Here is a 17,226-nt window from a genome sequence, read left to right as displayed (position 1 = left end):
ATTATTTTGTAAAAACGGATTATATTTTGAAGATCAAATCGAAACTATCAGCCCATGAAAAACCAATTATCAATATCGAAATTAAAGACCAATACGATCCAAAAAGTATCCTTACAGAAGAAATTATCGACATAAAAAAGGAAGCAACAGATGAAATAAAAAGTCACATTTTATCTACTGATGGAATGGTTCTTATTGATACTCAATTATGTCTTTCTAAATCGCAGACAGATATTTTTGAAATTAATGAAGAATGTGTTGTAATGGATTTTGTAAACTCAGGCAACATCCAAACCAATATTGAACTGCTCGAAGCCGATAAATACATTAAGGAAAGCACCCATAATATTTTTTATACAACAAAATTTAAAGCTACTTATACGATACCCGCATTTGAACAAGTCAATTATTTAGCGATTATTTTCTCAAAAGAATTTTATTATAACATCATTAATGAAGACTGGAAAGTCCATGAAAAATTCTCTAAAAACATACTATTAAAAAAATCCGGTTATTTAACTTCAAAATATATTCCCTTTACTCCTGCTATACAATGGATAATATCTGAAATTAGAAACTGTAACCGAAAAGGAGCTTTAAAAAAGATGTTTATTGAAACCAAAATCAAAGAACTTTTAATACATCAGCTCGAAGCTATTATTACAGAACCCAAACTAAAAGATAAAATTGACGACGAGGATTATTCTAAACTTCAGGAAGCAAAATTGATTCTGGAAAAAGATTACGTCCACGCCCCAAGCCTGACCGAGCTTTCAAGAATGATTTCCTTAAATGAATTTAAATTAAAAAAAGGTTTTAAAGCCTGTTTTGGAACAACTGTAAAAACCTTCATCATTAAATTAAGAATGGAATATGCTAAAGAATTATTTAAGGACAAAGCCTCAACAGTAAGTGAAGTAGCATATAAATGTGGGTACAAAGATATTTCTCATTTCTCGGCCGCATTTAAGAATTTCTACGGCTCCTCGCCTCAAAAATTTAAAAGAAACTGGGAGGTTGTTTATTTCTGGCTTATTGGGCTTTTGGTTTTAGGCTAAAAAAAAGGTTTTTAGATTAAAGTTAAATTCATAACCAAATCTAAAAACCTATAAAAAAATTTAGACATTCTTATATCATAACAATTTCTACAAGTTACCCACGATCAAATGAATATGTCCAATTTTAAAATTAAAAATCGTCTCTCCAAAAACATTTTTAACCACAGAAACCTTTTGAGAACAAATAAAAAGGTAAACATTATTCCCTGATTTCTATGCAGCAAATCTAATGGCAGTTTTTTTAATTTCTATACGGTTTCCCACATTCAGCTAAAGTTTTTTGAAAAATTTATATAAGATGCTATCCCAATAGCTATTAGGACTAAATTATTTTATACATAAATATTCTTTTCTTATTCTAGATTAACTGCTGCATCATTGCAGAGGCAATATCTTTGCCACACAAATTACACGTTCTGTCAAAAACTGAAACCAAATAGAAAAGAAAAACTCAGAATCTTAGTGCCTTAGCATCTCAGAATCTTAAATAAAAATCCTTTCTTATTCCAGGTTAAGTTGAAGCAAAAACAAAACAAATAAATTTGCATAGTAGATTACAAGTTCTGTCAAAAACTGAAACCAAATAGAAAAGAAAAACTCAGAATCTTAGTGTCTTAGCATCTCAGAATCTTAAATAAAAATCCTTTCTTATTCTAGATTAAGTTGAAGCAAAAACAAAACAAATAAATTTGCATAGTAGATTACATGTTCTGTCAAAAACTGAAACCAAATAGAAAAGAAAAACTCAGAATCTTAGTGCCTTAGCATCTCAGAATCTTAAATAAAAAATCCTTTCTTATTCTAGATTAAGTGGAAGCAAAAACAAAACAAATAAATTTGCATAGTAGATTACAAGTTCTGTCAAAAACTGAAACCAAATAGAAAAGAAAAACTCAGAATCTTAGTGCCTTAGCATCTCAGAATCTTAAATAAAAATCCTTTCTTATTCTAGATTAAGTTGAAGCAAAAACAAAACAAATAAATTTGCATAGTAGATTACATGTTCTGTCAAAAACTGAAACCAAATAGAAAATAAAACTCAGAATCTTAGTGCCTTAGCATCTCAGAATCTTAAATAAAAATGTTTTCTTGTTCTAGATTAAGTGGAAGCAAAAACAAAACAAATAAATTTGCATAGTAGATTATATGTTCTGTCAAAAACTGAAACCAAATAGAAAAGAAAAACTCAGAATCTTAGTGCCTTAGCATCTCAGAATCTTAAATAAAAAATCCTTTCTTATTCCAGATTAAGTTGAAGCAAAAACAAAACAAATAAATTTGCAAAGTAGATTACAAGTTCTGTCAAAAACTGAAACCAAATAGAAAATAAAACTCAGAATCTTAGTGCCTTAGCATCTCAGAATCTTAAAAAAAAAATATTTTCTTGTTCTAGATTAAGTGGAAGCAAAAACAAAACAAATAAATTTGTAAAGTAAATCAGAAGTTCTGTCAAAACTAATTTTCAAAGTAAAAAAAACTTAGAACCTTAGTGTCTCAGAATCTCAGAATCTTAAAAAAAAATGAAAACACTTGAATTCTTATTACTCGGAAAAAACGAAGCAATTCTGGCCATTTTACTTCGCCTTGTAAACGCATATGAAGATTGGAACGCAGTTTCTTTCAACGATGAAAAAGAAGCACAGGAATATTTTCAGAATCACAAAATTGACATTGTTCTATTGAGTTCCGGAATCGAAGACCATGTCGAAAAAGAGTTTACTTTATTTTGTTTAGAACAACAGCCAGAAGTAGAAGTAATTGAACATTTTGGAGGAGGAAGCGGTTTATTAAAATCAGAAATTCTCCACAGATTACATCAAAAAGGAAAAATTTAGGCACCACATTTTTCTCTTTTAAAAATTCATTAAAAGCTTAACGAAAATCATTTAACGAATATCCAATTTTAATAACGATATATCGCCAGGATCACTATTGCCTTTTCTGAAAAACCTTTTAAAATCAATACATTAAAAACAAGGCATTTAATTTGAATGCAAAACACTGAAAATCAATATCAAATAATTTTAAAAAACCTTTTTATTCACAACAAAATCAAATTATCATGAAAAAATTAATCCTTACAGCAGCTTTATTATTTGTAACATTTATCGGATTCGCACAAAAACCAAGTCCGGCGCAATTAGATCCATTCAACCATACTTTAGTATTAATTGATTATGAAAGCCAAATGGCCTTTGCAGTAAGCAATATTCCAATTGATCAGCTTAGAAACAACACCGCTTTAGTAGCCGGAGCATCAAAAATATTCAAAGTTCCAACCATTGTAACAACCGTTGCAGAAAAATCATTCAGCGGACCTGTATTTAAAGAAATTGAAGAATTCTACCCTCAAAAAACATCCAACTATATTGACCGTACTTCAATGAATACCTGGGAAGATGTTCCTGCACACAAAGCGATAGTGGCAAAAGGTAAAAAGAAAATCGTTTTGGGAGGTTTATGGACAAGCGTTTGTATCGTTGGACCGGCATTATCAGCAATCAACGAAGGATATGATGTTTACGTAATTACAGATGCAAGCGGCGATATTTCTAAAGAAGCACACGAAATGGCTGTAACTCGTATGGTTCAGGCTGGTGCACACCCAATAACTTCATTACAATATTTACTAGAATTACAACGCGACTGGGCTCGTCAGGAAACTTACGTACCTGTAACCGATTTAGTTAAAAAATACGGCGGTGCTTACGGTGTAGGTGTTCAATACGCTCACGAAATGTTAAAACACTAAATTTCATTGAACGCAGATAAAACGGATTTAAAATTCAAACCATTACATAAAAAAAATCTGTGTAAATCAGCGTCTAATTTTATTCCATCAAAAAAGGCTGTGTAACCGCACAGTCTTTTTTTCTCCCAAAACCAACTCAAAATACCACCACCATGAAACTCTCTTTCAAAATAGCAGCTTTTCTTTTAATCATTTCCCTTCCCATTTTTGGGCAAAGCAAAAAAGCGACACTCATCGTTCATCATGCTGTAATTCACACTTTGGACAATAAAAATACAATCGTTGAAGCTATGGCTGTCGCCGATGGCAAAATCCTTAAAACAGGAAAAAACAGCGAAATCTTAAAATTAAAAGACAAAAAAACAACGGTAATTGATGCTAAAGGAAAAACCATTATTCCGGGAATATTCGATTCTCACATGCACATTATCAGAGGCGGAAGATTCTTTAATACCGAATTACGCTGGGACGGCGTTCGTTCTCTAAAAAGAGCTTTGGCCATGCTGAAAGAACAAGCGCAAAGAACTCCAAAAGGACAATGGGTTCGCGTTGTAGGCGGATGGAATGCTTATCAGTTCGAAGAAAAGAGACTCCCTACTTTAGCCGAAATCAACGAAGCAACAGGCGATGTTCCAACATTTATTCTTCACTTGTACGGACACGCTTATTTGAACAAAGCAGGTTTAGAAACTTTAAAAATCGACGCCAATACGCCAAATCCAAATGCGGGATTGATTGAAAAAGATCCAAACGGAAACCCAACCGGTTTATTAGTTGCAGAACCAAATGCTTTTATTTTATACTCTACGCTTGCTAAACTTCCAGAATTGACACAAGAAGAAAAATTCAATTCGACTAAACAATTTATGACCGAAATGAACCGTCTTGGCGTAACAGCCATTATGGATGCCGGAGGCGGATTTCAGAACTTTCCAGACGATTACGGCGTAACAAACGGTTTATGCAAAGACAGCGATTTAACCATTAGAATGCCTTATTATTTGTTTGCTCAAAAAGCAGGAACTGAATTAAACGATTACACAAAATGGATGCAGACAGTCGAAATTGGTGAAGGCTGTGACGACGATCATCATTCAGATAAAGTAGAATATCACGTTCAGGGTGCAGGAGAAAATTTGGTAATGAGTGCCGGAGATTTTGAAAACTTCGACAAACCAAGGCCAGAATTAAGCCCGGCGATGGAAGGTCAATTAAAAGAAGTTTTATCTTTATTAGTAAAAAATAGATGGCCCTTTAGAATTCACGCTACTTATAATGAAAGCATTACACGTTTTTTAAATGTTATTGAAGACATCAATAAAGAAACGCCTTTAAACGGACTTTTATGGTTCTTTGATCATGGAGAAACGGTTTCTTTAGAAAATTTGAAACGCATCAAAGCTTTAAACGGAGGATTAGCAATTCAGCACAGAATGGCATATCAGGGAGAAAGTTTCATTAAAAGATATGGGAAAACCGCTGCTGCGAATACGGTGCCGCTAAAGAAAATATTAGAATTAGGAATTAAAGTTGGAATGGGAACTGACGGAACCCGTGTAGCAAGTTACAATCCGTGGGTGGGTTTATATTGGTTAACTACAGGAAAAACATTGGGTGGTTTAAAATATATGAACGACGAAAATATTGTAGACAGAACAACCGCTTTAAAATTATTTACTTACGGAAGCGCACAATTAATCAATATTGAAAAAGACAGAGGAATGCTTACAGCAGATAAATTAGCCGATTTTGCGATTCTTTCTGATGATTATTTTTCAACTTCTGAAGAAAATATCTTAAACATCGAATCTAAACTTACAGTCGTAAACGGAAAAGTAATATATGCCGATAATGACTTTAGAACTTTTGCAAACGAAAAACCAAAAGCAATTCCAGACTGGAGTCCGGTAAATTACTTTGGAGGTTATCAAAAAAACTAAACAAAATGAAAAACACATTCTTCTTATTGTTGCTTTTGGGAATCTTTTTTTCGGCAAACGCACAACAAAAACCAGTTTTCCAAAAGCTGCGATATGAAGATGATTTGAGATATCTAAAAGCCGATTCGACTAAAAACTTTTACGAGAAAATCAAATATATTCCATTAAGCAGAAATGAAAATTATTATGCATCCGTTGGCGGTGAAGCAAGATTGCAATACACCTATACCATAAATGATAAATGGGGCGACGAATCTGATGAAGGCGATGGTTATTTACTTTCTCGTTATCTGCTTCATGCCGATGTTCATTTAGGAGTTTTTAGAACTTTTTTTGAATTACAAAGCAGTTTAGCCAACAGTAAAACAGATCCAAGTCCGGTAGATCAAAATCAATTAGATATTCATCAGGCCTTTTTGGATATAGATTTTATTCGAAACGAAAAACAGCAGTTAACACTGCGCTCCGGAAGACAAGAAATGATGTATGGTTCACAGCGCTTAGTCGCCGTGCGTGAAGGTCCTAACAGCCGACTTGCTTTTGATGCTGTAAAACTATTTTATAAAAACAAAAATTGGCAGACTGACGCTTTTTACACGCATCCAATTGCGAATAAACCCGGAACTTTTAATGACAGCTTTAATGAAAATGCACAGTTTTGGGGAAGTTATACTGTAATTCATAAAGCGCCTTTTATTCAAAATATCGATTTTTATTATTTAGGTTTATGGAAAAGCCGATCTGTTTTTGATGATGCCGCAGGAGAAGAAAACAGGCAGTCAATTGGAACCCGAATCTGGAAAAACAAAGGAAATTGGAAATACGATTTTGAAGGCGTTTATCAATTTGGAAACATCAGTCAAAAGACAATCTCAGCCTGGACAATTTCTTCTTTTGCCTGTTATACTTTCGAAAACATAAAATTTAAGCCGGAAATAGGACTTAAAACCGAGATCATTTCAGGAGATAAACATTCTGATGATAATCATTTGGAAACTTTTAATCCTTTATATCCAAGAGGCGCTTATTTTGGATTAGTAGCTTTAATTGGTCCGTCCAATTTAATTGATGTTCACCCTTCAATCAGTTTAACTTTATCAGATAAATGGGGCTTTGGCATTGATTATGACATTTTCTGGAGACAAACCATAAGCGATGGATTATATGCACCCAATATGCAGCTTTTATATTCTGGAGAAAATACAAACGAACGTTTTATAGGTTCACAGTTAATTTCGAATTTAGATTATGAGGCAAATGATTATTTAGCCTTTACATTAGAAACAGGATGGTTTAATACCGGTTCATTTTTAAAAGAAGTGGGTTCAGGAAAAGACTACTTTTATGCAGCGTTAACCGCTCAATTTAAATTTTAAATATAATAAAACGTGTTTATCGATTAATAAGAAATTTATGCTACTTTTGAGCACACAAATTTAAACCAATACCTCAAAACGTAAGTTTCTAAAGATGAAAAAAAACATCATTCTATTATTAATTTGTTTTTCCTTTCAAATAGGAACTTCACAAAAAATTTATTTCGAAAAAAGCAATTACAAAGACAGTCTGACTCTCAGCAAAAGTATGCCGGTTCTTGCCAAAAAGGTATTGCCGCTTTATAAAAACCCAAGCAGAGCTTCTTATTTAGACTATTATGCCAGAATACAATCTGTTGCAGGCGATTATAAAGGAATGCATCAGACATTTGTAACCAATGCACAGGAAATTTTAGGTGACAGTATTGCCAACAGACCTTTAGGGTTTATCTATAAAACTTATGGAAAAACAGCTTTAAAAGAACCTAAAACAAAAGCTGATTTTGAAAAGACTTTTACAGCGGAGTTTTACAAATTATACAATACTTTAGATTACGAAGGAAAGAGCTGGGCCGAAGGATATTATGAATTAAAACTATCCGACGTTAAAAACGATTTTGAAGTACAGCTCAAAGCAGTTCAGGATAATGACAGCATTAGTGTAAAAGATGCCGCGCAGTTATGCCGACAGTATTCCCGCTATTTTATTTTGAGTAAAACACTTTCTCTTGCCTCTAAAATAATTACAAAAATAGAAGCCGATACTTATATAATAGATCGTGATATCATTATTACTTTACCAAACGGAAGCACAATTTCGGGTGCTATGGTTAGAAAGAAAAACATAACCGAACCACAGCCTGTTGTAATGCAGTATACTATTTATGCAGGAAATGAAGTCAGTAACTGCAAAGAAATAGCCAATATGGGGTATGTTGGTTTTGTTGCCAATACACGAGGCAAACGTTTAAGCAGTGATCCAATAGAACCTTACGAACACGATGGCGACGATGCTTATCATATTCTGGACTGGATTAGTAAACAATCGTGGTGCAATGGTAAAATTGGAATATACGGAGGCAGTTATTTAGGCTTTAGCCAATGGAGCGCTGTAAAAAAAGTACATCCTGCTTTAAAAACAATTGTGCCTTTGGTTTCTGTAGGCGCAGGAATTGATTTTCCCATGCAGAACGGCGTCTTTATGAGCTATGCCTTAAAATGGATTCATTTGGTTGCCAATAACAAATTGACGGATATCAACACCTTTTTAAACAATAAAAAATGGGACGAAGTTTTTACGCAATATTATAAAACCGGAGCTAGTTTCCGATCTTTAGATAAAATTGAAGGCAATCCTTCGCCTTTATTTCAAAAATGGCTGGAACATCCTGCTTATGACAGCTATTGGCAGAATATGACACCCCAAAAAGAAGCTTTTGCAAACATTAATATTCCTATTTTAAGTACAACAGGTTATTATGATGACGACCAGCTTGGAGCGATGTATTACTACAATCAGTACCAAAAATATAATAAAAGCGATAATTATTACCTTATAATCGGGCCTTATGATCATGGCGGTTCACAAGGAACTCCTAGAAAAGAATTAGGCGGTTACACTATCGATGAAGCAGCAAATATCCCTATTAAAACAATCATTTTTCAATGGTTTGATCATATTTTGAAAGGTGCAAAACGCCCCGAAATTTTAAAAGATAAAGTAAACTTTGAAATTATGGGTAAAAATGAATGGAAAAGCGTTTCTTCATTAGACAAAATGCACAATGAAAATCTGACCTTTTATTTAAACAACAACAATTCAAAATATTCATTGCAAAAAACAGCACCAAAAAAAACTGTTTCTATTAATCAGACTGTTGATTTTACAGATCGGGCTGAAAATAACATTTACAATGATGACTTCGTAAATGGTTTTCCTAAAGTTATAGATTCAATTTTAAAACCAGAAAAACATCTTTTGGTTTTTGAAAGCGATGCCCTTGAAACTTCAACTATAATTAGTGGTTCATTAAAAACATCATTAAAAATAAGCACCAACAAAAAAGATATTGATGTTGAAATACAACTTTATGAAAAAACAGCAAAAGGCCAATATTTTGCTTTAACCAATAATTTACAAAGAGCCAGTTTTGCAAAAGACAGAACCAAAAGACAATTATTGACTCCAAATAAAATTGAAACAATAGATATTGAACAAACCTTTATAATTTCTAAAGAATTAGAAAAAGGAAGTTCGATTGTAATAGTATTAGGTGCTAACAAAAATCCAAACTGGGAAATTAATTACGGATCGGGTAAAAATGTTAGTGACGAAACCATTGCTGATGCTAAAGAGCCTTTAAAAATAAAATGGTATTCTGACAGCACTATTACAATTCCTATTTTAAAATTGTAAAACAGTTTGTATCAAATGGAGAAAACATATTCGGTTGTATTTTATTCTAAAACATTGGTTGAGCCTGTTAAAAAATTGAAAGACTTTTTAAAAAGCAAAATAGAATGGTACAACAGTTGTAATTCTGAAGCGCATATTACGATTTGTGAATTTAAAATTGATGAATCAAAGCTTGATTCCATCAAACAAAAGCTTGCTAAAATTTCGGATACTTTTACTCCTTTTCAAGCATATTTAGATCATTTCGATTCTTTTCTTAATGCTGGTGCTTTTTTTATTGGTGTAAATGAAGATTCAAAAAATCGTTTTGTCCCAATCATGAAAAAGATTCATGAAACTCTAAAGTCTTTAAAGCATAAAAGTGATAATCCGCATCTGTCAATCGGCAGGAAACTAACACCTGAGAATCTTAAAATAGCTTCTGAACTCTTTACCACGATTGATCTTCAATTTGAATGCAATGAAATTGTTTTACGAGAATTTGACCCAATAAAAAAACAGTTTTTTGTAATTGATGCTTTTCCTTTTGGAAGTAATCCTGAACCTGAGTTTGTACAAGGAAGTTTGTTTTAAAGGTTTTGCCGCAAAGACGCTAAGACACAAAGATTTTTGATGTCATTATGGCTTTACAAAATAAACTTTCTGCCTTAGTGCCTTCGTGGCAAAAAACACAAGACCATTTTTTTCGTATATTTGAATTTTACAATTCACAAATATGAAATCCCTAGATTCATTTTACAAAGACATAACCGAAGGTTCCACTATTGAACCTAATTCTTTACTCCCAAATGACATTCAGAAAGAGATTGGTCATTTTAATGTTTTTGATATTCAAGAACTTCTGGAGCGTATGAAAGGAAAACCTGGAATGCCTTATGACAGAAGAGCTTATTACAAAATTAGTTTAATTCGAGGTCACAATAAAGCGGAATATGCCGACAAAGTAATCGAAATTGAAAAACAGGGATTGTTATTTGCAACACCAAAAATTCCGTACAATTATTTACCGCAAGACACCAATCAAGGCGGACAGTTTTGTGTTTTTACCAGTGAATTTTTATCCAAAAGTAAAAGCGGAATTGATCTGGATGAACTTCCAATTTTTGCTTCAGATGGTTATCCTATTTTTCAATTATCTGATGAAGAAGTCGAAGAAGTCGCTTTGATTTTCAAAAAGATACAAAAAGAAATCAATTCCGATTATATTTATAAATACGATTTAATCCGAAATTATGTTGCCGAATTAATTCACTTCGGACAAAAATTACAGCCTATAACAGCTTTATATTCTAAACACAATTCAGCTGCGAGAGTTTCTTCTTTATTTGCTGAATTATTAGAAAGACAATTCCCAATAGAATCTCCAAATCAAAGATTAGAACTGAGAACTGCCAAAGATTTTGCAGAAAGATTATCGGTTCACGTGAATCATTTAAATAAGGTTTTAAAGGAAAACACCGGAAAAACTACAACAGAATTAATTAGTTCCAGATTAACAAATGAAGCGAAAATCCTTTTAAAACAAACCGATTGGAATATCTCTGAAATCGCTTATTCACTTGGATTTGAAGAATTAGCGCATTTTTCTAATTTCTTTAAAAAACAAACTTCGTTTACGCCGCTGGCTTTTAGGAGTTAGTTTTTGTTTCAGGTTTCAGGTTTCAGGTTTCGAGAACTTTGTCAAAGTTTCAGCGCAACGTTATTGGAATTTGGACTCGAGCGATAGCGAACAGGCGAAGCAATTTAAAAATTTTGAATTTATCACTCGTGATTTGAATTTCGCAAACATCGGTTTGATATTTACAATTTCCCATCTCTACTTCACTCCTACCTTTGTCTTATCAATTTAAAAGATCGAAAAGATGAATTTATCAAACAACAAAATACTAATAACTGGAGGAGCAAGCGGTATCGGATTTGGACTTACCGAACGATTTATTCAGGAAAACAATATTGTGATTATCTGTGGCAGAAGAGAATCAGTTTTAAACGAAGTAAAAGCAAAATTTCCTTCGGTTATTACAAAAATCTGTGACTTGTCAATTGAAAAAGAGCGCATTGCACTTTACGAATGGATTTCTGAAAATCATCCTGATTTAAATGTATTAATCAATAATGCAGGAATTCAAAACTGGATTTCAATAACTGATGACAATTTCTACGAAAGCATGAAAGCTGAGTTAAACACAAATATCGAAGCTCCATTGCATTTAACTTCTTTATTTATTCAGTTAAAATCTTTAAAAACGGTAATGAATGTTACTTCCGGACTCGCATTTTCACCTTTTGCAAAAGTTCCAGTTTATTCGGCTACAAAAGCATTTTTCAGATCGTTTACGCTTTCACTTCGTCATTTATTAAAAGAAAAAAATATCGAAGTAATCGAAATTATTCCACCTGCACTAAACACAGATTTAGGCGGAATTGGTCTTCACGACGCACATCCAAGCGTTAGCAGTTTTATCGAATCTATTTTTGAACAATTAAAAGAAGGAAGACAAGAATTGACTTTTGGAACCAGCGAGACGAGATTAAATGCAAGCGTTCCAGAATTAAAAGCGTCATTTAACGCATTACACGGTAACTGAAATTAATTTTTAAACACATAGAAACATAGCTATTGTAAACACATAAAAGGCATTTCATTTATTAAAACAAACATAGAAATGCAGCTAAAAAAAAACTTAATTTATCTAAATCTCACATTACTATGTGTTAGAAACTAGTTTCTTTTTACAATCTTTTCAAATCAAAATAAAATCTATGTTTCTATGTGTTTAAAAATAATCATATCGTATAGGTCTTCGACTTCGCTCAGACTGACAGAAAAACAACAACAAATAATTCACAATTAACAATTATAAAAATGGCAGTAAATACAAAAATAGCTCTTGTTACAGGTGGCAGCAGAGGTTTAGGAAAAAATATGGCAATTGCAATTGCAAAAAAAGGTATCGACGTAATTATTACTTACAACAGTAAAAAAGAAGAAGCTGATTTAGTGGTAAAAGAAATCGAAAATTTAGGTCAGAAAGCGGCTTCTCTTCAATTGAACGTTGCTGAATCTGGAACTTTTGATTCTTTCTTTAACGAAGTAGAAGCAACTTTAAAAAGCACTTTTAAAACCGATAAATTTGACTTTTTAGTAAACAATGCCGGAATCGGAATTCACAATTCTTTCATTGGAACAACAGAAGCTGAATTTGATCAATTGACTAATATTCAATTCAAAGGACCGTTTTTCTTAACTCAAAAAGGATTGAACGTGATGAATGACGGCGGCGGAATTGTAAACATTTCTACCGGTTTAGCAAGATTTTCATTCCCTGGTTATGCAGCTTATGCTTCGATGAAAGGGGCAATTGAAACCTTAACAAAATATCAGGCGAAAGAATTGGGTGCAAGAAAAATCAGAGTAAATGTAGTCGCTCCAGGCGCTATTGAAACTGATTTTGGCGGCGGAGTGGTTCGTGACAATGAGCAAATGAACCAGCAAATTGCTTCTGTAACAGCTTTAGGAAGAGTTGGATTACCTGATGATATTGGCGGCGTTGTTGCCTTTTTATGTACCGAAGATGCGCGCTGGATAAACGCACAAAGAATTGAAGCTTCTGGCGGAATGATGCTTTAATTGTTGATGGTTGGTGGTTGATGGTTGGTGGTTTAACCGAAAAGAACGCTAAGGTTTGCGCAAGGATCGCAAAGTTCTCTGACAAAGCTTTGCGAACTTTGCGTTTATGCATAAATCTTAGAAAAAAACCTTGCGCACTTTGCGGTTAAAATACACAAAGAGCATCAACCTGAAACAAAAAAACTAAAAACAAAACCCGATAAGCTTTAAAAAAACTTATCGGGTTTGCCGTTTCAAATATAATTGAATTAGTAAGTACTCTTTTTTTAGTCTTTTTGGATTGAGACATCAAATCCGCCGTTTTTATCAAAAACAACATCGTAGAATTTTGAATCTTTTTCTACACCTACTTCATAGGTAGTTTTGCTTTTATCATCTACCACAACTGCTATTTCTTTTATGGCTTTGGCAGGATAATTTTTCTTTAAATAACTCTGTGCTTTAACAGGCAGTTTACTTAACGGAATTTGCTGTTCGTATGCTTTTAAAACTCCCAGATTATCATAAACCGCAAGGGCTTTGGTATTTTTATCTGCATTAAACTTCGCTTCGTATCTAATTTCGTCATCATCATCTCCAACATATTTTAAAGACCAGACGGCTGTTTTATTTGGATATTCTTTTTCAAAAGTAAACCTCACTTTTTCTGGCGGCGTTACAATAGTATTTTGTCCAATTATAAAACTGCTCCAGAATAAAACTATAAGTAAGAATACGTTTTTCATGACCTTAATATTTAAATTGAGAATCGAAAACCTCATACTAAAAGTATTACTTTTAAAATAAATATCAAATATTTTTTATTAAAAATAATATTACTTTTTTAACCTGTCGGTTAATTCCCTTTTGTAGGTTATTCCAATAGGTAATTTTTCATTTTTAATGACCACAAAATCTTTTTCTGCCGCTTCAATTTTATCCAGAGCCACAATATAAGATTTATGAATACGCATAAAATTTTTCTCCGGCAGGCATTTTTCGAACTCAGTTGTCGTGATGGATGCCAGATAAGTTCGTTTGGTTGTGTGCAGTTTGACATAATTCCCAAAACTCTGTGCAAATAAAAGCTGGTCTAATTCTATTTCAATAAAATAGCCGTCTACTTTTACTTTTACTGCGTTTATATCAATTTCATCTTCTTTTCCTTTTACTGCTTCTGTCGAAAAAAAACGATCAATTGCTTTTAAAAATCTCGGAAAATAAATGGGTTTTAATAAATAATCAATCACCCCGTAATCATAACTTTCAAGCGCAAATTCAGAATAAGCAGTTGTTAGAATTGTTTTAGGATGATTGGGAATGATTTTTAATAATTCCATTCCGGAAATCTCCGGCATATTAATATCCAGAAACATTAAATCGACTTTATTTTCTCTTAGATAATCCATCGCTTCAATGCCGTTATAGCCTTGAAAAACCAATTCTAACTGCGGATTCTGTTTTATATAATTAACTAAAACATAATGCGCAGCGGGCTCATCATCAACAATTATGCATTTTTTAGGATCTCTCATTAGCAAATCTTTTCAGCTGCAGTTTTAAATCAACTATATACGTATTTTTATTATCCTGAATATCGAGATTGTAGTTTTTTCCGAAAATCAAATTCAGTCTTTCAATTGTATTTTTCAGACCAATTTTAGTAGAAACCACTTCTGTTTTCTTCGGAATAGAATTTACAACATGAAGATGAAGCTGTCCGTCTTCAACGGTTATAAAAATCTGAACAAAACATTTTTCGATGGCGCAGGTTCCGTGTTTAAAAGCATTTTCAATAAAAGCAATTAAAAGCATCGGCGAGATTTTATAAGCATTTTGATTGTCTACTTTAGAATCAAAAGTAATATCGCATCGATAGCCAACCCGTTCTTTTTCGAGCTGAACGTAACTGTTTATAAATTCCAATTCATCTTCTAAAGATACACATTGTTTGCTGTTACTTTCTAATTGATAACGCATTAGCTGTGAAACCTTCATGATCAAATCCGGTGTTCTGTCCGGAAATTCTAAACTAATTCCGTAAAGCGTATTAAAGGTATTAAATAAAAAATGCGGATTCAATTGTCCTTTTAAAGAATTCAGCTGCATTTGATTAAAAAGCAAAGCTTCTTCGGTACGTTTTCTGTGGATTCTATAAAATTTAAAAACAATAATGGGACTCAAAATACAAACCAAAGTTCCTAAAACGCTCGCCAATTGGTACATGTAACTTCGCTGATGCGAGTTTTGATACAAATGGCAATTGCTGAACATATTGAGCATCGTAATCTCATATAAAACAATCGAGAAAACAAAAACTCCAAAAAGCGTTAAGAATATATAAGTTGCGGGACGGCGTGTTTTAAATAATATTGGAAGAAGAAAAAAACGATTAAACTGAGCGTGCATGTAAAGAATGAAGTAGAAAAAAATGCCCATTAAAACGGAAGTTAATGAACTAAATAACATCCAGTCGTTTTTTAAGGTGTAAATCGTAAAGGAAAACCCGACGACGGCAATTTCCTGCCACCATTTGTTATCCAGTATATTATCAAATTTTATGCTCATTTTTTTAACTTAAATAGTTTACAAAGTACGGACAAATATTTAATTAATAATTCTTTAAAATGACCAATTGAATTGGTCATTTTTAATTGCAGTACATCACTTAACCTGACTTTTATCAGCGTAAGAGAAATAAATTTGTTTCATCAAAAACTATTTATATTACACCTTGAGTTTATGTATTTCAAAAAAATTACCTTATTATTTTTGATTTTTGCCTCAATTGGTTACGCTCAAAACCTGTCTTTAAAAGAAGCAGTAAAAACAGGTCTTGAAAACTACGGTTCTATCCGGGCAAAAAACAATTACACCAATGCATCAAAAGAGACTCTAAAACAATCTCGTCGTGATTATCTGCCAAACTTGAATTTATCGGCACAGCAGGATTACGGAACGGTAAACGGACAAAACGGACCGCTTTATGGTTTTGGAGGTTTAGGAGTTGCTTCATCAGGTCTACCTCTTCCTGAACAAAACTGGAATTCGGCGTTTGGTGCGCTTTATTTAGTCAACATGAACTGGGATTTTTTCACCTTCGGAAAAACACAGGAAAAAATCAATTTATCTAAAATTGATGTTCAGGCTAAAGAAAAAGATTTAGAGCAGGAAAAATTCCAGCAGGAAATCAAAATTTCGGCGGCTTATTTAAATCTTTTGGCAAGCCAGCGCTTATTGATTTCACAGCAAAAAAACCTTAACCGTGCTGAAGTTTTTAAAAGAACAGCCGCCGCAAGAGTTAAAAACGGATTGTTAGCCGGAGTCGATTCTACATTGGCTACAGCCGAAGTTTCAAAAGCAAAAATTGCTTTAAATTTAGCAAAGAATTTCGTTAAAGAACAAAACAACAAATTAGTCGATTTAATGGGCGTTGCGCCGCAGGATTTTGTTGCAGATACGCTTTTTGTAACGCAGATTCCGAAAGAATTGATTCAAGGAAATGCGACAAACGACAGTCTTCATCCGTTATTACAATTGTATAAAACGAAAATCGATTACAGCAATCAGCAGGTTAAATTATTCAAACGTTTTTACTATCCAACGATGAGTGCTTTTGGAGTTTTACAAACCAGAGCTTCAGGATTTGACAATACTTATGCGTCAGATCAAACTGCTTTTAGCAGAAATTATTGGGATGGCGTAAATCCAGATCGTACCAACTATTTAATTGGAGTTGGAATTACGTGGAATTTAACCACACCTTTTAGATCAAGCAAACAAGTGAGCGCTCAGAAATTTGTTTCTCAAGCTTTGCAGGAAGAATACAATCAGGCAGATAGAGAATTGAAATCGCAATTGAATTTTGCCGAAGATAAGATCAAAATTACGTTAGAAAATTATGCCGAAGCGCCGATTCAGGTTGACGCGGCAAAAAGAGCTTACATTCAGAAATCGACTTTATACAAAAACGGTTTAACCGATCTGACCGATTTGACACAAACGATGTATGTTTTAAACCGTGCCGAAATCGACCGTGATATTGTCAACAATAATGTATGGCAGTCGTTCTTACTGAAAGTAGCCGCAACGGGCAATTTTGACTTATTTATAAATGAATTTTAATTATAACGT

14 protein-coding genes are annotated in these 17,226 nt (G+C 33.1%); 11 read left to right on the top strand and 3 right to left on the bottom strand.

Going from position 1 to position 17,226, the window contains the following annotated elements; genetic code table 11:
• Positions 1-26: 26 nt before the first annotated feature.
• The 10 genes from L1276_RS18730 to L1276_RS18685 all read left to right on the top strand — a co-directional run bounded on the left by L1276_RS18730 (position 27) and on the right by L1276_RS18685 (position 13,113).
• Entirely contained in the window at positions 27-1,058 is a 1,032-nt protein-coding gene (locus tag L1276_RS18730; protein WP_253790515.1) for an AraC family transcriptional regulator, read from the top strand.
• A 1,520-nt stretch (positions 1,059-2,578) separates the two neighbouring features.
• Positions 2,579-2,893, top strand: coding sequence for a hypothetical protein (locus L1276_RS18725; protein WP_253790513.1), 315 nt, complete (start codon positions 2,579-2,581; stop codon positions 2,891-2,893).
• A 227-nt stretch (positions 2,894-3,120) separates the two neighbouring features.
• On the top strand, positions 3,121-3,810 hold the full coding sequence (locus L1276_RS18720) for a hydrolase (protein ID WP_253790511.1): 690 nt from the start codon (positions 3,121-3,123) through the stop codon (positions 3,808-3,810).
• A gap of 152 nt (positions 3,811-3,962) precedes the next feature.
• Positions 3,963-5,750: an amidohydrolase gene (locus tag L1276_RS18715; protein WP_253790509.1), complete on the top strand. Its 1,788-nt coding sequence runs from the start codon at positions 3,963-3,965 to the stop codon at positions 5,748-5,750.
• A gap of 5 nt (positions 5,751-5,755) precedes the next feature.
• The gene (locus tag L1276_RS18710) at positions 5,756-7,126 is read left to right on the top strand and encodes an alginate export family protein (protein ID WP_253790507.1); all 1,371 of its coding nucleotides are present in this window, start codon (positions 5,756-5,758) and stop codon (positions 7,124-7,126) included.
• A 94-nt stretch (positions 7,127-7,220) separates the two neighbouring features.
• Positions 7,221-9,482: a CocE/NonD family hydrolase gene (locus L1276_RS18705; protein WP_253790505.1), complete on the top strand. Its 2,262-nt coding sequence runs from the start codon at positions 7,221-7,223 to the stop codon at positions 9,480-9,482.
• A 15-nt stretch (positions 9,483-9,497) separates the two neighbouring features.
• A complete protein-coding gene (locus tag L1276_RS18700) occupies positions 9,498-10,055 on the top strand; it encodes a 2'-5' RNA ligase family protein (RefSeq protein ID WP_253790503.1) in 558 nt (185 codons plus the stop codon).
• Positions 10,056-10,197: 142 nt separating this feature from the next.
• Positions 10,198-11,121: an AraC family transcriptional regulator gene (locus L1276_RS18695; RefSeq protein ID WP_253790501.1), complete on the top strand. Its 924-nt coding sequence runs from the start codon at positions 10,198-10,200 to the stop codon at positions 11,119-11,121.
• 223 nt (positions 11,122-11,344) lie between these two features.
• Positions 11,345-12,070: an SDR family oxidoreductase gene (locus L1276_RS18690; RefSeq protein ID WP_253790499.1), complete on the top strand. Its 726-nt coding sequence runs from the start codon at positions 11,345-11,347 to the stop codon at positions 12,068-12,070.
• A gap of 278 nt (positions 12,071-12,348) precedes the next feature.
• On the top strand, positions 12,349-13,113 hold the full coding sequence (locus L1276_RS18685) for an SDR family oxidoreductase (RefSeq protein WP_253790497.1): 765 nt from the start codon (positions 12,349-12,351) through the stop codon (positions 13,111-13,113).
• A gap of 266 nt (positions 13,114-13,379) precedes the next feature.
• Here the strand turns inward: L1276_RS18685 and L1276_RS18680 are convergent, their stop codons facing one another.
• From L1276_RS18680 to L1276_RS18670, 3 genes are all read right to left on the bottom strand, one after another.
• Positions 13,380-13,838: a hypothetical protein gene (locus L1276_RS18680; RefSeq protein WP_253790495.1), complete on the bottom strand. Its 459-nt coding sequence runs from the start codon at positions 13,836-13,838 to the stop codon at positions 13,380-13,382.
• A 90-nt stretch (positions 13,839-13,928) separates the two neighbouring features.
• Positions 13,929-14,627, bottom strand: a complete 699-nt coding sequence (locus L1276_RS18675; RefSeq protein ID WP_253790493.1) for a LytTR family DNA-binding domain-containing protein — start codon at positions 14,625-14,627, stop codon at positions 13,929-13,931.
• Complete coding sequence (locus L1276_RS18670; protein ID WP_253790492.1) at positions 14,614-15,660, bottom strand: sensor histidine kinase; 1,047 nt, start codon at positions 15,658-15,660, stop codon at positions 14,614-14,616. The genes L1276_RS18675 and L1276_RS18670 overlap by 14 nt, the downstream gene beginning before the upstream one ends.
• Positions 15,661-15,834: 174 nt before the next feature.
• Between L1276_RS18670 and L1276_RS18665 the strand changes: the two genes are divergently transcribed.
• Positions 15,835-17,217: a TolC family protein gene (locus L1276_RS18665; RefSeq protein WP_253790491.1), complete on the top strand. Its 1,383-nt coding sequence runs from the start codon at positions 15,835-15,837 to the stop codon at positions 17,215-17,217.
• The last annotated feature ends 9 nt before the right edge of the window (positions 17,218-17,226 follow it).

It is taken from the genome of Flavobacterium sp. HSC-32F16 (assembly GCF_024171645.1).
In the GTDB taxonomy this organism is placed as follows: Bacteria; Bacteroidota; Bacteroidia; order Flavobacteriales; family Flavobacteriaceae; genus Flavobacterium.
This window is presented reverse-complemented; position numbering and strand designations above follow the sequence as displayed.